The organism is Burkholderia lata, assembly GCF_902499335.1.
In the GTDB taxonomy this organism is placed as follows: domain Bacteria; phylum Pseudomonadota; class Gammaproteobacteria; order Burkholderiales; family Burkholderiaceae; genus Burkholderia; species Burkholderia lata_B.
This window is the reverse complement of sequence record NZ_CABVQK010000013.1, coordinates 26024-45052: the sequence shown is the minus strand read 5'-3', so window position 1 is coordinate 45052 and position 19029 is coordinate 26024. Positions and strand designations below refer to the sequence as shown.

20 protein-coding genes are annotated in these 19029 nt (G+C 67.5%); 12 read left to right on the top strand and 8 right to left on the bottom strand.

Going from position 1 to position 19029, the window contains the following annotated elements; translation table 11 throughout:
* Window positions 1-46 precede the first annotated feature (46 nt).
* From recA to BCO18175_RS28675, 9 genes are all read left to right on the top strand, one after another.
* Window positions 47-1120, top strand: a complete 1074-nt coding sequence (gene recA, locus BCO18175_RS28715; protein WP_041492942.1) for a recombinase RecA — start codon at window positions 47-49, stop codon at window positions 1118-1120.
* Window positions 1120-1989 (top strand): recombination regulator RecX, encoded by an 870-nt coding sequence (gene recX / locus BCO18175_RS28710; protein WP_174986043.1) that lies wholly within the window; start codon window positions 1120-1122, stop codon window positions 1987-1989. Before recA ends, recX begins: the two co-directional genes overlap by 1 nt.
* A 146-nt stretch (window positions 1990-2135) precedes the next feature.
* On the top strand, window positions 2136-2744 hold the full coding sequence (locus tag BCO18175_RS28705; protein WP_174986041.1) for a DUF2889 domain-containing protein: 609 nt from the start codon (window positions 2136-2138) through the stop codon (window positions 2742-2744).
* 68 nt (window positions 2745-2812) lie between these two features.
* Complete coding sequence (gene sucC / locus BCO18175_RS28700; protein ID WP_132022571.1) at window positions 2813-3979, top strand: ADP-forming succinate--CoA ligase subunit beta; 1167 nt, start codon at window positions 2813-2815, stop codon at window positions 3977-3979.
* A gap of 69 nt (window positions 3980-4048) precedes the next feature.
* Window positions 4049-4930, top strand: coding sequence for a succinate--CoA ligase subunit alpha (sucD, locus tag BCO18175_RS28695; RefSeq protein WP_006477916.1), 882 nt, complete (start codon window positions 4049-4051; stop codon window positions 4928-4930).
* A gap of 156 nt (window positions 4931-5086) precedes the next feature.
* Window positions 5087-5791, top strand: a complete 705-nt coding sequence (locus BCO18175_RS28690; protein ID WP_174986039.1) for a TerC family protein — start codon at window positions 5087-5089, stop codon at window positions 5789-5791.
* Window positions 5792-5888: 97 nt separating this feature from the next.
* Window positions 5889-6485: a pilin gene (locus BCO18175_RS28685; protein ID WP_174967564.1), complete on the top strand. Its 597-nt coding sequence runs from the start codon at window positions 5889-5891 to the stop codon at window positions 6483-6485.
* A gap of 153 nt (window positions 6486-6638) precedes the next feature.
* Window positions 6639-8417, top strand: coding sequence for a PglL family O-oligosaccharyltransferase (locus BCO18175_RS28680; RefSeq protein ID WP_174986037.1), 1779 nt, complete (start codon window positions 6639-6641; stop codon window positions 8415-8417).
* Window positions 8418-8880: 463 nt separating this feature from the next.
* Window positions 8881-9231, top strand: a complete 351-nt coding sequence (locus BCO18175_RS28675) for a TonB family protein (RefSeq protein WP_089426248.1) — start codon at window positions 8881-8883, stop codon at window positions 9229-9231.
* Between the two features lie 121 nt (window positions 9232-9352).
* Here the strand turns inward: BCO18175_RS28675 and BCO18175_RS28670 are convergent, their stop codons facing one another.
* Window positions 9353-10558, bottom strand: coding sequence for a hypothetical protein (locus tag BCO18175_RS28670; protein WP_174986035.1), 1206 nt, complete (start codon window positions 10556-10558; stop codon window positions 9353-9355).
* A gap of 91 nt (window positions 10559-10649) precedes the next feature.
* Entirely contained in the window at window positions 10650-11138 is a 489-nt protein-coding gene (gene moaC, locus BCO18175_RS28665; RefSeq protein ID WP_174986033.1) for a cyclic pyranopterin monophosphate synthase MoaC, read from the bottom strand.
* A 268-nt stretch (window positions 11139-11406) separates the two neighbouring features.
* Here moaC and BCO18175_RS28660 point away from each other — a divergent pair, with 268 nt between their 5' ends.
* Window positions 11407-13101: a M48 family metalloprotease gene (locus BCO18175_RS28660; RefSeq protein WP_174986030.1), complete on the top strand. Its 1695-nt coding sequence runs from the start codon at window positions 11407-11409 to the stop codon at window positions 13099-13101.
* Window positions 13102-13140: 39 nt separating this feature from the next.
* On the opposite strand, the gene BCO18175_RS28655 is transcribed toward BCO18175_RS28660, so the two are convergent.
* The 6 genes from BCO18175_RS28655 to BCO18175_RS28630 all read right to left on the bottom strand — a co-directional run bounded on the left by BCO18175_RS28655 (window position 13141) and on the right by BCO18175_RS28630 (window position 17711).
* On the bottom strand, window positions 13141-13728 hold the full coding sequence (locus tag BCO18175_RS28655; RefSeq protein ID WP_174986028.1) for a DUF2946 family protein: 588 nt from the start codon (window positions 13726-13728) through the stop codon (window positions 13141-13143).
* On the bottom strand, window positions 13721-14758 hold the full coding sequence (locus BCO18175_RS28650; RefSeq protein ID WP_174986026.1) for a hydrolase: 1038 nt from the start codon (window positions 14756-14758) through the stop codon (window positions 13721-13723). Before BCO18175_RS28650 ends, BCO18175_RS28655 begins: the two co-directional genes overlap by 8 nt.
* Before the next feature lie 34 nt (window positions 14759-14792).
* Entirely contained in the window at window positions 14793-15239 is a 447-nt protein-coding gene (locus tag BCO18175_RS28645) for a nuclear transport factor 2 family protein (protein WP_006749968.1), read from the bottom strand.
* 115 nt (window positions 15240-15354) lie between these two features.
* A complete protein-coding gene (gene waaF / locus BCO18175_RS28640) occupies window positions 15355-16392 on the bottom strand; it encodes a lipopolysaccharide heptosyltransferase II (RefSeq protein ID WP_174915336.1) in 1038 nt (345 codons plus the stop codon).
* A gap of 150 nt (window positions 16393-16542) precedes the next feature.
* Window positions 16543-16737: a zinc-finger domain-containing protein gene (locus tag BCO18175_RS28635; RefSeq protein WP_006749970.1), complete on the bottom strand. Its 195-nt coding sequence runs from the start codon at window positions 16735-16737 to the stop codon at window positions 16543-16545.
* A gap of 50 nt (window positions 16738-16787) precedes the next feature.
* On the bottom strand, window positions 16788-17711 hold the full coding sequence (locus BCO18175_RS28630) for a branched-chain amino acid transaminase (protein ID WP_174915335.1): 924 nt from the start codon (window positions 17709-17711) through the stop codon (window positions 16788-16790).
* A 193-nt stretch (window positions 17712-17904) separates the two neighbouring features.
* Between BCO18175_RS28630 and BCO18175_RS28625 the strand changes: the two genes are divergently transcribed.
* The gene (locus BCO18175_RS28625) at window positions 17905-18660 is read left to right on the top strand and encodes an AzlC family ABC transporter permease (RefSeq protein ID WP_174915334.1); all 756 of its coding nucleotides are present in this window, start codon (window positions 17905-17907) and stop codon (window positions 18658-18660) included.
* The gene (locus BCO18175_RS28620; protein WP_059523415.1) at window positions 18657-18980 is read left to right on the top strand and encodes an AzlD domain-containing protein; all 324 of its coding nucleotides are present in this window, start codon (window positions 18657-18659) and stop codon (window positions 18978-18980) included. The genes BCO18175_RS28625 and BCO18175_RS28620 overlap by 4 nt, the downstream gene beginning before the upstream one ends.
* Window positions 18981-19029: the final 49 nt, after the last annotated feature.

Genomic DNA, 19029 nt, shown 5'->3' with positions numbered 1-19029 from the left:
GGGCGCGCCTTTAACAGACGCTGCTCATCATAGCAAAGGACGATTCATGGAAGATAGCAAGAAGGGCTCCGGGATGACCGCCGAGAAGAGCAAGGCGCTGGCCGCCGCGCTTGCCCAGATCGAAAAGCAGTTCGGCAAGGGCTCGATCATGCGCATGGGCGACGGCGAGGCGACCGAGAACATCCAGGTCGTGTCCACGGGCTCGCTCGGTCTCGATATCGCGCTCGGCGTCGGCGGCCTGCCGCGCGGCCGGGTGGTCGAGATCTACGGTCCGGAATCGTCCGGTAAAACCACGCTCACGCTGCAGGTCATCGCCGAACTGCAGAAGATCGGCGGCACCGCAGCGTTCATCGACGCCGAGCACGCGCTCGACGTTCAATATGCAGCGAAGCTCGGCGTGAACGTGCCCGAGCTGCTGATCTCGCAGCCGGACACCGGCGAGCAGGCGCTTGAAATCACCGACGCGCTGGTGCGCTCGGGCTCGATCGACATGATCGTCATCGACTCGGTCGCGGCGCTCGTGCCGAAGGCCGAAATCGAAGGCGAGATGGGCGATTCGCTGCCGGGTCTGCAGGCCCGCCTGATGTCGCAGGCGCTGCGCAAGCTGACCGGCACGATCAAGCGTACGAACTGCCTCGTGATCTTCATCAACCAGATCCGGATGAAGATTGGCGTGATGTTCGGCAACCCGGAAACCACGACGGGCGGTAATGCGCTGAAGTTCTACTCGTCGGTGCGTCTCGACATCCGCCGGATCGGCTCGATCAAGAAGAACGACGAGGTGATCGGCAACGAAACCCGCGTGAAGGTCGTCAAGAACAAGGTGTCGCCGCCGTTCCGTGAAGCGATCTTCGACATCCTGTATGGCGAAGGCATTTCGCGTCAGGGCGAGATCATCGATCTCGGCGTGCAGGCGAAGATCGTCGACAAGGCGGGCGCCTGGTACAGCTACAACGGCGAGAAGATTGGCCAGGGCAAGGACAACGCGCGTGAATTCCTGCGCGAGAATCCGGAAATCGCACGCGAGATCGAGAACCGCATTCGCGAATCGCTCGGCGTGGTCGCCATGCCCGATGGTGCAGGCCAGGACGAAGCCGAGGCGATGGACGAAGAAGAGTGATGGTCGGGCGCCGAGGTCAGGCTGGCGAGCCGGAGGAGAGCGACGTGCCCGAAACGGCAGGTCGCTCCGGCCGGCGAGCCGGATCCTCGGGCGCCGATCGGCGGGGCGCGGGCAGCAATGCCGCGAACCGCACCGCGACGAGGGCATCCGACGATGCCCTCGTTTCGTTTGAGATTGCCGCACCGGACGATCCGTTCGACGACGATGAATCGTTCGACGCGCACGACCGCTCCCGCCGTCGTGTTTCCGGTGTCAGCTTCCCGGGCGATCGCGCAGCCGATGCATCGGCGCCGGCCAGGGAAGATGTCTATACGCGCAGCAGCCAGCATCCGCGCCGCACACGTCGCGCGTCGGGTGCTTCTTCCAGTGCTTCGTCAAGCGACGCTCCGGGCGCTACCGAGCGCAAGTCGTCGAAGCCTCAGCGATCGTTGAAGGGCCGCGCGCTCGGCTATCTATCCCGCCGCGAATACAGCCGTACGGAACTCGCGCGCAAGCTCGCGCCCTACGTCGGCGAAGACGAATCCGTCGACCCCGTACTCGATGCGCTGGAACAGGAAGGCTGGCTGTCCGATGCACGCTTTGCCGAGAGTCTCGTGCATCGTCGCGCGTCGCGTGTGGGCGTCGCGCGCATCGTCAGCGAGCTGAAGCGTCATGCGGTGGGCGACACGCTCGTCGAGGAGGTGAATGCCCAGCTCCGCGAGACCGAATGGGCGCGTGCGCAGGCGGTCTGGCGCAAGAAATTCGGTGCACTGCCGCAAACGCCGGCAGAACGTGCGAAGCAGGCGCGCTTTCTCGCCGCACGCGGCTTCTCGAGCGCGACCATCGTGAAGTTGCTGAAGGTCGGCGACGATTTCCCGATCGACGACTGACTGCTCCGATCGCGCGCGTGGCGCGCGATTTTGCTGCAACGCAACCACTTCCGGACAGGCGGGAATACCCGCCGTCGCGTCAAACTGTCTCAAATACCCAATATGCTAAAATCCACGGGTTTTCCTCTTCGGCCTCAACCTCCAGCATGCCGCTATCCGAGCCCGTGCCCCGTCAGTTGCGACATCAACGCGCAATCCGAGCGGAAGCGTATGAGCGCGGCGACGGCTTGTGGGACATCGAAGCCTGCCTGACCGACCACAAGCCGCGCGATGTCGCGCTTGCGTCGGGCATCCGGCCCCAGGGCCTGCCGATCCACGAACTCTGGCTGCGCGTGACTATCGATCGTGACCTCAATGTCGTCGACGCCGAAGCGTCTTCGGAATGGGTTCCCTATCCTGGTCACTGTCAATCCGCCTCTCCCGCCTATCGGGCCCTGATCGGGCTCAATCTCTTCCGCAATTTCCGCCGCAATGCGAACCGGCTGCTCGCCGGCGTCGCAGGCTGCTCCCATCTCACCGAACTGTGCGCCGTGCTGCCGACGGCAGCGATCCAGGCGTTCGCCGGTGATGTGTGGAACGTGCGCGAGGAGGGGGGCGAAGGGCCGGATCACGGCGGCGTGCACGACGAAGCGCCTTTCCAGCTCGGCCGCTGCCGGGCATTGCGGTTCGACGGCGAGGTCGTGCGGCAGTACTACCCGCGCTGGTATGGCGCGAGACGGCCGGACGTGCCCGGTGAAGGCAGCACGAAGGAATGAACGGAAATCATTCGAAGAAGCGTCTAAAGCGACTTTTCATTCAACTCTCAGACTGAAGGGAATCACGCATGAAGATTCACGAGTACCAGGGTAAGGAAATCCTGCGGAAATTCGGAGTCGCGGTACCGCGCGGCAAGCCGGCGTTCTCGGTTGACGAGGCCGTCAAGGTGGCAGAAGAGCTCGGCGGCCCGGTATGGGTCGTGAAGGCTCAGATTCACGCGGGTGGCCGTGGCAAGGGCGGCGGCGTGAAGGTGGCGAAGTCGATCGAGCAGGTTCGCGAATACGCGAACCAGATCCTCGGCATGCAGCTCGTCACGCACCAGACGGGCCCGGAAGGCCAGAAGGTCAACCGTCTGATGGTCGAAGAAGGCGCCGACATCAAGCAGGAACTGTATGTCAGCCTCGTCGTCGATCGCGTGACGCAAAAGATCGTTCTGATGGGTTCGAGCGAAGGCGGCATGGACATCGAGGAAGTTGCCGAAAAGCACCCGGAACTGATCCACAAGGTCATCGTCGAGCCGTCGACGGGCCTGCTCGACGCGCAAGCCGACGACCTCGCCGCGAAGATCGGCGTGCCGGCTGCTTCGATTCCGCAAGCACGCGCGATCCTGCAAGGCCTGTACAAGGCATTCTGGGAAACCGACGCATCGCTGGCTGAAATCAACCCGCTGAACGTCTCCGGCGACGGCAAGGTCATCGCACTCGACGCGAAGTTCAACTTCGACTCGAACGCGCTGTTCCGCCACCCGGAAATCGTCGCTTACCGCGACCTGGACGAAGAAGATCCGGCTGAAATCGAAGCGTCGAAGTTCGACCTCGCGTACATCTCGCTCGACGGCAACATCGGCTGTCTCGTGAACGGCGCAGGCCTGGCGATGGCGACGATGGACACCATCAAGCTGTTCGGCGGCGAGCCGGCGAACTTCCTGGACGTCGGCGGTGGCGCGACGACCGAGAAGGTCACGGAAGCGTTCAAGCTGATGCTGAAGAACCCGGATCTGAAGGCGATCCTCGTGAACATCTTCGGCGGCATCATGCGCTGCGACGTGATCGCGGAAGGCGTGATCGCCGGTTCGAAGGCCGTGAACCTGAACGTGCCGCTCGTCGTGCGCATGAAGGGCACGAACGAGGACCTCGGCAAGAAGATGCTGGCCGATTCGGGCCTGCCGATCATCTCGGCGGACAGCATGGAAGAAGCTGCGCAGAAGGTCGTCGCGGCTGCCGCAGGCAAGTAAGCGCGCGCTAATGAACACGCATGGCGGCGCGGTTCGTTCGCGACGCCAATCGAACAGAGGTCAAAATACATGTCGATTCTGATCAACAAGGACACGAAGGTCATCACGCAGGGCATTACCGGCAAAACCGGTCAGTTCCATACGCGCGCCTGCCGTGAGTACGCAAACGGCCGCGAAGCATTCGTCGCGGGCGTGAACCCGAAGAAGGCCGGCGAAGACTTCGAAGGCATTCCGATCTACGCAAGCGTCAAGGAAGCGAAGGCAGAAACCGGCGCGACCGTGTCGGTCATCTACGTTCCGCCCGCAGGCGCAGCTGCTGCGATCTGGGAAGCGGTCGAAGCCGATCTGGATCTCGCGATCTGCATCACGGAAGGCATCCCCGTCCGCGACATGATCGAAGTGAAGGACCGCATGCGCCGTGAAGGCCGCAAGACGCTGCTGCTCGGGCCGAACTGCCCGGGCACGATCACGCCGGACGAGCTGAAGATCGGCATCATGCCGGGTCACATCCACCGCAAGGGCCGCATCGGCGTCGTGTCGCGTTCGGGCACGCTGACGTATGAAGCCGTTGCGCAGCTGACGGCACTCGGCCTCGGCCAGTCGTCGGCAGTCGGTATCGGCGGCGATCCGATCAACGGTCTGAAGCACATCGACGTGATGAAGATGTTCAACGACGATCCGGATACGGATGCGGTCGTGATGATCGGCGAAATCGGTGGTCCGGACGAAGCCAATGCGGCAGAGTGGATCAAGGACAACATGAAGAAGCCGGTCGTCGGCTTCATCGCTGGCGTCACGGCGCCTCCGGGCAAGCGCATGGGCCACGCCGGCGCGCTGATCTCGGGCGGTGCGGATACGGCCGAAGCGAAGCTGGAAATCATGGAAGCGTGCGGCATCACCGTCACGCGCAACCCGTCGGAAATGGGCCGTCTGCTGAAGAAGGCGCTGTAATATTTCCGCCTGGGTTCGTCCTGCGAAAAACGCCGGCTTTGCCGGCGTTTTTTGTTATGCTCGCGCAATGAATTCGTAAGCACCGGGCATGCATCGCGCATGTGCCGGCGATGAACCGGGCCGCCCGCGGGCGGCCGCCGTCCTGCCCGTCACGCCATGCTCGAATTCCTGACGTCGCTCCACTGGGGCGCCGTATTCCAGATCATCATCATCGATATCCTGCTCGGCGGCGACAACGCGGTCGTGATCGCGCTCGCCTGCCGCAACCTGCCCGCGAACCAGCGCCTGCGCGGTGTCGTGTGGGGCACCGCCGGCGCGATCCTGCTGCGCGTCGCGCTGATCACGTTCGCGGTCGCGCTGCTCGACGTGCCGTTCCTGAAGCTCGGCGGCGGGCTGCTGCTGCTGTGGATCGGCATCAAGCTGATGGCGCCGGCCAGCGACGCGCACGACGACATCAAGCCGGCCAGCCGGCTATGGGACGCGGTGAAGACGATCGTGATCGCCGATGCCGTGATGAGCCTCGACAACGTGATCGCGATCGCCGGCGCGGCCGAGCAGGCCGACCCGTCGCACCGGATCCCGCTCGTGATCTTCGGGCTCCTCGTCAGCGTGCCGATCATCGTGTGGGGCAGCACGCTGGTGCTGAAGCTGCTCGACCGTTTCCCGATTGTCGTGGCACTTGGCGCCGGGCTGCTCGGCTGGATCGCGGGCGGCCTGATCGTGAACGACCCGGTCGGCGATCGCTGGCCGGTGCTCGATACGCCGGCGGCGCTCTACGGCGCGAGCATCGCGGGCGCGCTGTTCGTCGTGGCGATCGGTTACACGCTCAGGAAGCGCCGCGACGTGCCGCACGCGCACTGACATTGGCCGTCCGGCTGACTGCCGGATTCACGGCCCGCTGGCTACGATCGAGACGCCTGCCTTTATCGGCAGGCGTTTTTCGTTTCCGGAGCCTGCCATGTTCGAAGCCTTTTCCGTTTCCCTGTTCCGTCGCGTTGCCGCCGATCTGCGGCGCGCGAACCGGCCGTCGCCGCGCTGGCGGCCGGCCGGCTTCACGCTGATCGAGCTGATGATCGTGCTGGCGATCGTCGGCGTGATCGCGGCCTATGCGATTCCCGCGTACCAGGATTACCTCGCGCGCTCGCGCGTCGGCGAGGGGCTCGCGCTTGCGTCGTCCGCGCGGCTTGCCGTGGCCGACAACGCCGCAAGCGGCGCGAGCCTCGACGGCGGCTACAGCCCGCCGGCCGCGACCCGCAACGTCGAATCCGTCGCGATCGACGGCGAGACCGGCCAGATCACGGTCGCCTTCACCACCCGCGTCACCACGGCCGGCGCCAATACGCTGGTGCTCGTACCGTCCGCGCCGGACAAGGCCGACGCGCCCACCGCGCGCGTGCCGCTCAAAAAGGGCGCGATGCAGGCCGGTGCGATCGCATGGGAGTGCTTCGCGGCCGGCAAGGATGCGTCGTCGCTGCCGGCACCGGGGGCCGGGCCGTTGCCGGGTGACGCCGCGACGCTGCCTGCGAAATATGCACCGGCGGAGTGCCGCGCGTAGTGCCGGCGGCGGAGCAGGGCGGCGCGGGCAGCATGCCGGCCGCCACTTCAGCCGGCCGGGGCGGCCGCCCCGTGCCGGGTCGCCGCGCGAAGGCCCCGCACAGAGGAGGCAAAGTTTTGTATAGTGCGCCGGTTGCTGACATCCGGTTCGCTCATGCCTTCTACTTTTTCCCGTTCGTTGCCGCTCGTTGCGCTGGCTGTCGCCCTGATCGTGCCGTACGCGATCACGAATCACACGTATCCGATCCCGACTTTCTATTCCGAGTTTTCCGCGCTGGTGCTGTATCTGCTGGTGGGGGTGTCCGTCGTGCTGCTCGCGCGCACCGGTCGCCCGGCCGAGCCGTTTGCCGCGCCGGCCGCGTTCGTCGCGCCGCTCGGGTTCGCCGTGGTGCTCATCGCGCAGGTCGCGCTGATCGCGCTCAAGGTGCCGTCGATGAACTGGCTGGCGGTGGGCTATCTCGCCGCCGCGCTGGTCGCAATGCAGGCCGGCTATGCGCTCGCGCGCGAAGGGCTGGCCGAGGCCGTGTCGCGGATGATGGCCGGCGCGCTGCTCGTCGGCGGCGTGTTCGCCGTCGGAACCCAGATCGTGCAGTTGTTTCACCTCGAGTCGGCGCTGTCGCCGTTCGTCGTGATGTACAACGTCGCGGTCGATCGCCGCCCGTACGGCAACATGGCGCAGGCGAACCATCTGGCCAGCTACATCGCGTTCGCGCTCGCGGGCGCGCTGTATCTCGTGCAGACGCGCCGGCTCGCGGTCTGGGCGTGGTTCGTGCTGTCGATCGGGCTGTCGGTCGGTCTTGCGCTGACGGTGTCGCGCGGGCCGTGGCTGCAGGTTGCGGTGATGGTCGTCGCGGGCTTCTGGATGGCGTGGCTCGAATCGCGCCGCGCGCCGGGCAATGCGCGCGCGTGGCTGATCCCGGTCGTGCTCGCGGTGGCGTTCATCGCGGTGAACGTCGCGGTGCGCTGGGCCAACGTGCACTATCACCTGAATCTCGCGGAATCCGCGGCCGACCGGATGCGCGACGCAGGGCAGATCGCGCCGCGCCTCGCGCTGTGGAAGTACGGGCTCGCGATGTTCCGCGAGCATCCGCTGCTCGGTGTCGGCTGGGGCGAGTTCCCGTCGCACCAGTTCGCGCTCGTGCGTTCGCTCGGCGGCGTCGAGATCGCGAACAACTCGCACGACATCTTCATCGACCTGCTCGCGAAGTCCGGCCTCGTCGGTCTGGGTGTGCTCGTCGTCGCGCTCGTGACGTGGTTCGTGCGTGCGGTGCGCGCGCCGCAGTCGAGCATGCGCGTGTTCGGCTTCGCGCTGATCGGCATCCTGCTGATGCACGCGCTGGTCGAGTATCCGCAGCAGTACATGTTCTTCCTGCTGCCGGCGATGTTCGTGATCGGGCTGCTCGAAGTGAAGCCGCTGCGCGTCCTGCCGGGGCGCGCGGCATTCGGGTTGTTCGCGGTGCTGTCGGTCGGCGGTGTGCTGGCGGCGGTGCCGGTGCTGCGCGACTACCAGCGCGCGGAAGTGCTGTATTACGGCAGCGATCCGGCCGCGCAGTACCGCGATGCGCCGTCGCTGCTGTTCGGCGCGTGGGGCGAATACGGTGCGGCCACGCTGCTCCCGATTTCGGCGGACGACCTGCCGGCCAAGCTCGCCGCGCATGAGCGGGCGATCGCGCTGCTGCCCGGAGAGACGGTGCTGCGCCGCTATGCAGCGCTGCAGGCGCTGGCCGGCCGCGAAGCCGATGCGCTCGACACCGTCGCGCGCCTGCACGTGTTTGCGAAGGAGTTGAAGGACTGGCCGCAGCAACTGGCGGCGCTGTACAAGCTGTGCGACCAGCAGCCGGCGCTGAAGACGTTCAAGGCGGCGGTCGTCGCGAAATACGGCGAAGTGCCTGCCGATGCGGCCGACGACGAGGACGACGACGATTCGGATTGATGCGTGCGGCACCTGCCGGAACGGGGAATTCCGGCAGGTGCCGCGCCGTGAGGAAACCGCGGCGAGCGTCGGGCGCTACAGCCCGGCGCGAACCCGGCCAATCGCGCGAATTCGGCCGCGTATCGATTACCTCGCGGATTGCGCGGATTCCGGCTGAAGGCCGGGAGATTCGCGTCAATCATTGTCAAATCGCGGCCGCTCGCCGGGCCGCGCGTGCACAATGCGCGAAAGCGCTTGCGTACCGGCCCGTATCGGGATTGGGCAAGCGCGAACAGCGGCAGAACCCGGCTACCCGGGAAGTCCGCCACGCAGGATCGCGGCCGAGCATCGATCGGCCGTGCGGCCGTAACGGGGCGCCGGTCCGATGGCCGCGGCGCAGTGTGACGCATGCGATGCGGCCGGGCGAGGTTTCCCGGTGCGCGGCGCGAGCGTCCGGAACCGTGATGAAGAACGATATTCGACCATGGCTATTCGCTCGACTTACCTGATCCTGCCCGCCGTCGCGATGCTGTTTTCCGGCTGCGCGATGCTGTCGTCGTCGCAGGAAAGCAAGCTGACCTGTCACATTCCACGCGCCGTCTATCCGGATACCGCGAAGCCGCTCACGCGCCCGGCGACCGTGCTCGTGCGCGCGCTGATGACGACGTCCGGCGAAGCGCAGAACGTCACCGTGACGACGAGCAGCCGCAATGCGGCGGCCGATCGCGCGGCCGTCGACGCGATGACGCACGCGACGTGCGTGCAGACGGGCGCGACCGCGAACCCGTTCCTGCTGACCCAACCGTTCGTGTTCGAGCCGCAGCGCGGCCAGTGATGCGCGGGCGGCGCGGCCTGCGTGCGGGTTGCCGTCCGGTTTCGTTGCCTGCCAGTCGCTTCGTTGTGCATGGCCGCTGACAGTCGATGCGCGCGGCCATTGCGACGCAAGCGCCCGACGTTCAGTGCTGCGGCATCAGGTTCGCGCCGCGACAAGCCGGCTCGGCTGCCGTGCTCAGCCCGAGCAGCGTGAACCCGTTGCGCTCCTGGCGAATCTGCGCATAGTGCCGCGCGACCGTTTCCCCGGTGGTGCCCGTCAGATCGAGTTCAACCTGAAAGCGGTCCTTGCTGTCCGAGCAGCTGCGCACCGGGCCGTACGCGAACCCCCTTCCTGCCGCCTTGCCGGCCTTGTCGAACGCCTGCCGGCCTTTCAGCGCTGCCGCTGCGGCGGCGGGCTCACTCCATTCGCGCGCCAGCGCATCGTCCGCCTTCAGCCATTCGTCGACGAAATCGCGGCCGTTGAGCGCGACGGGTTGTACGCGCTGAACGGTGCCGCCGTCGACGCGATAGCGGAAGACGCCGGGCCGCGTCATCACTTCGCTGTCCATCGAGCCGACCGTCGCGCGTACCTCGAAGCCGTCGGGGCGCACCTTGAACCGGATCGGGTTCTCATCGATCACGTAGCCGTTCTCGGAATGGAACACCGTGCGTTGCGCGGCCGAGCCGTTGGCCGGTGCGACCACGTCCGCGGCGAACTGGCTCCATCGCGACGCGCACGACGGTGTACCGTGGACAACCGCGACCTGCCCGCCTGGCAGCGCCGAGAACCAGAAGCCGCTGCCGTACGCGCCGCCGATGTCCTGGTAGCCGTCGGCCTGCCAGCGCAGCACGCGTCGCCAGGCGCCGTTTTCCCATGCGTAAGCGGTCAGCAGGTTGTCGTCGCCGCATGCGATGTCGAGGCCGGCGCGCACGAACAGCAACGGACGGGACGTGCCGCCGCGCTCGACGTCGACGTCCGGATTGCGGCCGAACGCCGATTCGCCGTCTTTCGATTGGACGGGCCGGGCCGGCACGCCGAGCGCGGCCGCGAGCGTGCGCTTCAGTGCGGCCGGGTCGACCTGCTCGTCGCTGCACGCGAGCCGCGCATCGATCGTACCGACGAGCGCCTGCTTGTACGCACGCAGCGCGTCGCGCAGCGGCGGCGGAATGTCGACACCGCTGCCGTCGCTCGGCGGAATACGGACCTGCTGGACGCGGTGCTGGGCATCGATGGCCGCGCGCGCGGCGGTGTCGGCGGCGGGGCAGGTGCCGGCGGCCGATGCGGCGGCCGGCAACAGGGCGAGCGCGCACAGCAGCGGCGCGCCGTGTTTCAGCGTGAGGTTCTTCATTTGTGCTGTGTTCTTCTGGTTTTTTATCGTTCGAACGGGGCATCGTTACGGCCGACGATGCCTCGTAAATGGCTGCTGTCGCCGCAGGCGCTCAACCCGCCGCGTCTTCCGCCTTCCAGTCCCCCGACTTCCCGCCGCGTTTCTCACGCACGCTCACATCGGTAATCACCATCCCGCGATCGACGGCCTTGCACATGTCGTAGACGGTCAGCAGCCCGACCTGTACGGCGGTCAGCGCTTCCATCTCGACGCCGGTCCGGCCGAACGTTTCGACCTGCACGACGCAGTGCACGGCCGGTTGCGCGTCGTCGAGTTCGAAGTCGACGGCCACGCGCGTCAGCGCGAGCGGATGGCACAGCGGGATGAGGTCCGCCGTGCGCTTGGCACCCTGGATGGCCGCGATGCGCGCGACGCCGAGCACGTCGCCTTTCTTGGCCTTGCCGTCGCGGATCAGCGCGAACGTGGCCGGCAGCATCCGGATCGTGCCGCGCGCGATCGCGATGCGTTGGGTTTCCTGCTTGCCGCCGACGTCGACCATGTGTGCATGGCCTGCGGCGTCGAAATGGGTGAGTCCTGACATGTCATGCTCCAGTGGAACGGCGTGCTCGCGCGAGCACGTCCGTCGATCTGCGTTGCGATCGAGCAGGGCGCTGAATCCAGTCCCCCCGATCCGATCCAACGTTTCAACGGGCGCCTATCATAGCAGTGGCATTCGCGGCGCCGGGTGCGCAGTTGGTGCCCATGCCGCACGGGACAGTCGCGATGTCGCCGGTACAATGACCCGAATATTCAGACCAAACGCCGCGATGCGCGCCCGGCGCGCGGGACGGCGTCGCTTTCATCCTGCCATGCGTGTCAAACAGTTGCTTGCCGTGTCGCTGTCGGCTGTGCTCGCATTGCCGCCGAGCGGCCATGCGCAGAGTGTGTCCGCGCCGCCGCTCGAATCGGCGGCCGGCGGCGACCGGTCGATTTCCACCGTGCCGTCCGGCATCGCGGCCGGCGTATTCGGCACCTACGGCGGCGCGGAGAGCCGGTTTTCGGACGCGGGCGGCGCATCGGCGCCGGCCGCGAGCCTGCGTGCGCCGCTGCGCGCGCTCGAGCTGCCCGACCTGGGCGACGGTTCCGGCGGTTCGCTGACACCGCAGGCCGAGCGCCGGCTCGGCGAACGCGTGATGCGCGAAGTGCGGCGCGATCCCGACTATCTCGACGACTGGCTCGTGCGCGACTACCTGAACGCGATGGCGGCGCGGCTCGCGGCCGCGGCAGCCGCGCGCTTCATCGGCGGCTACACGCCGGACTTCGACCTGTTCCCGGTGCGCGATCCGCAGATCAACGCGTTCTCGATGCCGGGCGGCTTCATCGGGATCAACAGCGGGCTCGTCGTCACGACGCAGACGGAGTCGGAGCTCGCGTCGGTGGTCGGCCACGAGATGGGGCACGTGCTGCAGCGGCACATCGCGCGGATGATCGGTGCGAACGAGAAGACCGGCTACACGGCGCTCGCGACGATGCTGCTCGGCGTGCTGGCCGGCGTGCTCGCGAGAAGCGGCGACCTCGGCAGCGCGATCGCGGTGGGCGGGCAGGCTTACGCGGTGGACAACCAGCTGCGCTTCTCGCGCTCGGCCGAGCGCGAGGCCGATCGGGTCGGCTTCCAGTTGCTCGCGGGCGCGGGCTATGACCCGTACGGGATGCCGGGCTTCTTCGAGCGGCTCGACCGCGCGTCGATGGGCGATGCGGGCGTGCCGGCCTATGCGCGCACACACCCGCTGACCGGCGAGCGGATCGCCGACATGGAGGATCGCGCGCGCCGCGCGCCGTACCGGCAGCCACGCCAGTCACCCGAGTACGGGTTCGTGCGCGCGCGGCTGCGCGTGCTGCAGAACCGCGCACCGACCGACATCGCGGCCGAAGCGCGCCGGATGCAGTCCGAGATCGACGATCGCACCGCGCCGAACGTCGCGGCGAACTGGTACGGCATCGCGCTTGCCGACGCGCTGCTCGGTGACTATGACGCAGCGGGCAAGGCGCTTGCGTCGGCACGCACCGCGTTCGACGCGCGCGAGCGGCGCGAGGACGATCCGGCGACGAGCTCGCCGAGCCTCGACGTGCTGGCCGCCGACATCGCGCGCCGCGCGGGGCGCACCGATGACGCGGTGCGGCTCGCGGCGCTCGCGCAGCGGCGCTGGCCGGCGTCGCACGCCGCGATCGTCGCGCATCTTCAGACACTGATCGCGGCGCGCCGTTTCGCCGAAGCGCAGGCGCAGGCACGCGCGCAGGCGAAGGCCGACCCCGAGCAGCCGGACTGGTGGGACTATCTCGCGAAGGCGAGCGACGGCAAGGGCGACCTGCTGGCGCGGCGCCGCGCGCTCGCGGAGAAGCTGGCGCTCGACGGCGCGTGGCCGTCGGCGATTCGCCAGCTGAAGGAAGCGCGCGACGCGAAGGACGTGTCGTTCTACGAGCAGTCGATGATCGGCGCGCGGCTGCTGGAATTCGAGGCGCGTTACAAGGAAGAGCGTGAAGACGAGAAGAACGGCCGCGGGTAGCGGCCGGCGTGCGGCGAACGCGGGCGAGGCCGCTGCGGGTCAGTTGCCGCTGTCAGCCGTGTCGCGGGCTTGTTGCGCCGGGCTTGCGACGTAGCCGAACCGCGCGGGCACGTCGGTGGACACGATGCTGCCGAGCGGCAACGTGCGGTCGTCGCGCCAGCGCAGCACGGGCGGCGCGGCGTCGAAATCCGCGTGATCGGCGAACAGCCCGAGATCGTGATCGTGCAGCGCCGCGATGCGCGGCGGCGTGCCGGCCGCGCGAAACAGCACGCCACCCGCGTCGTCGAGCCAGGCTTCGCCCGGTTCGAACGGCGTGCCCGTCTGGTCGGTGAGTGTGAGCTGCCCGTCGCGTTCGGCGAGCCGGACGACCCACGGCGTATAGGCCAGCTCGACATACACGCGCTGCGGCCCGTTCTGGAAGAACCACTGGCCCTGCGCATCGCATTCGTAGTTGCGGCCGATGAACGCGTTCAGTGCCGCATGCCGGATCGGCGAGCCGAGCTCGCCGGCCGCCTGGGCCGCGTCGTCGCGCAGCCGCCATTCGCCGCGCCGGTCGAGCAGCAGCCAGCCGGTACAGTGCGGCACGTTCGGCCATTTGGCGAGGGCCTGCCTGACGATGTCATCCATGGTCGACGAATTTGGAGCAATAGCCGAACACCCGCGCCGACAGCCAGTCGAGGCGGCCGGGGAACGGCCCGGTCATGAATCCCGCGTGCCCGCCGGCCGCGGGCTGGTCGAGCTCGACGGCCGGCGATACGTCGGCCGGGCCCGGCAGCGCCGATTCGGGCAGGAACGGGTCGTTGCGGGCGTTGAGGATCAGCGTCGGCACGTCGATCGCGGGCAGCAGCGGCCGTGTCGTCGCCTTCGTCCAGTAGTCGTCCGCATCCGCGAAACCGTGCAGCGGCGCGGTCACGACTTCGTCGAAGTCGCGCATCGTCACGGCCTGCAGCATCGCTTCGCGGTCGAACAGCCCCGGGTACTGGTCGAGCTTCGCAAGCGCCTTGCGCTTGAGCGTCTTCAGGAAGCTGCGCGTGTAGACCATCGCAAAGCCTTGCGACAGTGCGCGCCCGCCGGCGTGCACGTCGATCGGCGTCGAGATCGCGGCGGCTGCCCGCAGGATCGACGTGTCGCTGCGATGCTCGCCGAGCCAGCGCAGCAGCACGTTGCCGCCGAGCGACACGCCGGCCGCGACGAGCGGCCCGCGATGCTGCGCGGCGAGCCGGCGCAGGATCCAGTCGACCTCGGCGCTGTCGGCGAGATGGTAGAAGCGCGGCTGGCGGTTGATCTCGCCGCTGCAACTGCGGAAGTGCGGCACGACGGCGTGCCAGCCCTTCGCGCGCGCGGCGGCCATCATCTCGAGCGCGTAGTGCGAGCCGGAGCTGCCTTCGAGGCCGTGGAACAGCACGAACAGCGGCGCATCGGGCCGCGGCGCCGCGCTGTCGAGATGGGCGACCCAGTCGAGATCGATGAAGTCGTGATCGGGGGTTTCCCATCGCTCTCGTCGGTAGGCGACGAGGGGGCGCCGCGCGAACAGCGCGGGCACGATGGTTTGCGCATGGCTGTTAGGCAGCCAGCGTGGTGCGCGATAGCGCAGAATGTCGTCGTCGGGGGCCGGAGCCCCGGTCAGCGGCGAGGTGGGCGGAGAAGCCGTACTCATGATCGCCCCGCGTATGCGTTGCTTCGTCTTTTCGTCAGTGCAGCGGACCCTGCCCGTGACGGATCTTCGCGGCGAATTGTCCGGCCGCTTGTTCGGGAATCGGGCTCGCGTGAATATGCGCGATGCGCCACTCGCCACGTTCGTGAATCATCACGTACGTCGCGAAAACCATGTCGGGTTCGGCCGTCAGGTCGGCCTGCTGATGCGCTTCGGCGATCGTATAGACGACCGTGCCGAGGCTGTCGTACACGCGGATGTCGAGCGGCTCGATCGTCACGGGGCGCGTGGCGAGCCGGTTGGCGAGCCCGCTGCGGATCTGGTCGAGGCCGTGCAGATGCTCGCCGTCCGCCCATACGCAGCTGGCGAAATCCTCGTCGATCCACAATCCCAGCAGCGCGTCGAGATTGGCATCTGCGACGGCCTGGTAGTAGGCGTTCAGCGTATCGGCGGCGGCTTCGAAGAGGCGGGCAAAACGTGGCATCGGGGTTATCTCTCGCGCGCGTCGCGCGCCGTATTCAGCACGGCGGCCCGGATGGAGCCGCCGTACACCGGTGAATCGGATTGCCCGGCGCGTCGTGCGACGCTGCCGGCCAGGGTCAGCGCTGCCCGACGAGCATGCCGCGCAAATCGCCGAATACCTGCTCGGGACCGAGTTCGCGCAGGCACTTCAGGTGGCCGAGCGGGCACTCGCGTTCGAAGCAGGGACTGCATTCGAGATGAAGCCATTGTACCTTCGCCAGGTCCGACAGCGGAGGGGTGTGGCGCGGATCGGTCGATCCGTACAGCGCGACGAGCGGCCGGCGTAGCGCGGCGGCAACGTGCATCAGCCCCGAATCGTTGGTGACCACCGCGTTCGCGCGCGCGATCAGCGCGCAGGCCTCCGACAGCGACGTCTGCCCGCACAGGTTGCGCACGTTCGGCGCGTGGTCGGCGATCGCCTGCGCGGCCGCCGCATCCTTCTGCGAGCCGAGCGCGACGATCTGCGTGTACGGGAACGACTGATGGACGATGTTGGCGAGCGATGCGAAGTGTTCGGGCGGCCAGCGCTTGGCCGGGCCGTATTCGGCGCCGGGGCAGAACACGACGAGCGGCTTGCGCGTATCGAGATTGAAACGCGCGGACACACGCGCCGTCTCGTTCAGGTCGGCGTCGAGGCGCGGCGCGGGCAGCGTCTTCATCGACTCGGGCAGCTTCGCGCCCGGCGCGTACGCGAGCGCCGCGTAGTGGGTCGTCATCGGCGGCCGCTCGCCCGATTTGTCCGGGTTCGCGTGCCGCACGTTGAGCAGCCCATAGCGGTGCTCGCCCGTATAGCCGATCCGCAGCGGGATGTTCGCGAGCCACGGGATCACCGCGGATTTCAGCGAATTCGGCAGCACGTACGCCGCGTCGTAGCCGACGTCGCGCAGGTCGCTCGCGAGCTGCCAGCGGCGCAGCAGCTGCAGCTTGCCGTGCGCGAGATCGGTCGCGTAGACATCGTGGATCTCGGGCATCCGTTCGAGCACGGGCGCGACCCATGAGGGCGCGACGGCATCGATCGCGATGCGGGGATGGTTTTTCTTCAGCAGCGCAAAAAGCGGCTGCGCCATCAATGCGTCACCGATCCAGTTCGGTGCGATAACCAGCGCTCGACGCATCAGGTCGACTTCCGATGTCGTAATGAAGCACGGCGCTCGGGCGCCGCGTTCGGGTTGCCAGAATGGAGAAGGGCGGCGCGCCGGCCATCCGGCTGCGCCGCCTTGCGGGTCGGCGGGCCTGCATCAGCCTGCAGGCCCGGCCGCCGGGGCTCAGTGGCCCTTGACGACCTCGCCGTCGCGCAGCTTGTAGCGCGTGCCGCAGTACGGGCAGCGTGCTTCGCCGTGCGAGACGTCGATGAAGACGCGCGGGTGGGCGCTCCAGCGCGCCATGGCCGGGTTCGGGCAGTACGCGGGAAGATCCTTGGCCGTCAGCTCGACCAGCGGCATTTCCTTGATTTCACTCATGAGACTTTCTCTTATCACTCTTTTGTGGGGCGGTCGGTGGCGCGGCGCGCTCAGACCTTCGTCAGCCAGTGCGCGTACTTCGCGTTCTTGCCCGACACGATATCGAAAAACGCCGACTGGAGCTTTTCCGTGACGGGGCCGCGCGCGCCGCTGCCGATCGTGCGGTTGTCGAGCTCGCGGATCGGCGTGACTTCAGCGGCCGTGCCGGTGAAGAACGCTTCGTCGGCCGTGTAGACCTCGTCGCGCGTGATGCGCTTCTCGATCACTTCGATGCCGGCGTCCTTCGCGAGCGTGATGACGGTATCGCGCGTGATGCCGTCGAGGCACGACGACAGGTCGGGCGTGTACAGCTTGCCGTTGTTCACCAGGAAGAAGTTCTCGCCGGAGCCTTCCGACACGTAGCCGTCGACGTCGAGCAGCAGCGCTTCGTCGTAGCCGTCGGCCGTTGCTTCCTGGTTCGCCAGGATCGAGTTCACGTACCAGCCCGACGCCTTTGCACGGACCATCGACACGTTCACGTGGTGGCGCGTGAACGACGACGTCTTCACGCGGATGCCCTTCGCGAGGCCTTCCTCGCCGAGGTACGCACCCCACGGCCATGCGGCGATCGCGACGTGGATCGTGTTGCCCTTCGCGGACACGCCGAGCTTTTCCGAACCGACCCAGATGATCGGGCGCAGGTAGCACGACTCGAGCTTGTTCTCGCGCACGACTTCGAGCTGCGCGGCTTCGAGCGTTTCCCGGTCGAACGGCACGTCCATCTGGAAGATCTTCGCCGAATTCAGCAGACGTTTCGTGTGCTCGAACAGGCGGAAGATCGCGGTGCTGCCGTCGGCCGACTTGTACGCGCGCACGCCCTCGAAGACGCCCATGCCGTAGTGCAGCGTGTGGGTCAGGACGTGGATCTTGGCGTCGCGCCAGTCGATCAGCTTGCCGTCCATCCAGATCTTGCCGTCGCGGTCGGCCATTGACATAGATTTCTCCTGGGATGCGGTTGTATGCAGCGTTGAGCCGGAAAGACGCTTATTTTAGCGTCATTTGAAGGCGATCCGGTCGGTCGGCGCGGGGCCGGCGCTATAATCGCCCGGTACCGATTCCAATAACGACGGGTCGTACCGGCAGGAGGCGCCGGCGCCCCGACGAACCGCCCGCTGCGGCCCGCTTCCCATGCTCGCTCGATTGTCCGCCACCGACCGCTTCGCGCTGATCCAGGGCGCGCGCGATTATTCCCCGACGCTGATGGCGATTTTCTCGTGGGGGCTCGTCACCGGTATCGCGATGAGCAAGTCGGTAATGACCCTCGGGCAGGCGAGCGCGATGTCGCTGCTCGTCTACGCGGGCTCGTCGCAGCTCGCGGTGCTGCCGCTCCTCGCGGCGAAGCTGCCGATCTGGACCATCCTGCTCACGGCCGCGATGGTCAACACGCGCTTCGTGATCTTCAGCGCCGGGCTTGCTCCCCATTTTTCCTACCTGCCGCTGTGGCGGCGCCTCGCGATCGGCTATTTCAACGGCGACGTGATCTACCTGCTGTTCCAGAAACAGGGCTTCGCCTACGGCCACGTGCCCGGCAAGGAGGCGTATTTCTGGGGGATGGCGCTCGCGAGCTGGCTGTCGTGGCAGGTGTCGTCGCTCGCCGGCATCCTGCTCGCGAGCTTCTTCCCCGCGAGCTGGGGGCTGGAACTGGCCGGCACGCTCGCGCTGATCCCGATCATGGTGTCGGCGGTCGCGAATCGCTCGACGCTCGCGGCCGTCGCGGTTGCCGGTGTCGTGTCGCTGGTCGCGTTCGACCTGCCGTACCGGCTCGCGCTGCCGCTCGCGGTGCTCGCCGCGCTCGCGGCCGGCTGCACGGCCGATTTCTTCGTCGAGCGGGCCGACTGGCGGCGCATCCGCACCGAAACCGTGCACGAGAAGGAGATCGAATGAGCGCGACGGAAATCTGGATCGTCATCATCGGGATGACGATCGTCACGGCCGTCACGCGCGCGCTGTTCCTGATCGGCGGCGAACGCACCGTGCTGCCCGAACGCGCGCAGCGCGCGCTGCGCTACGCGCCGGCGGCGGCACTGGTCGCCGTCGTGCTGCCCGACGTGCTCGAAACGCCGGCCGGGCTGTCGTTCGCGCTGTCCAATCACCCGTTCTACGCGGCGCTCGCCGGCCTCGGCTGGTTTTTGTGGCGGCGCAGCATGCTCGGCACGATCGTCGTCGGGATGCTCGTGTTCACCGCGCTGCGCCTGATCTTCTGATGCCCCGCCGTTCAGGCCCGCCGGGTGCCGGCCGCTCGCGCGCGTGCAT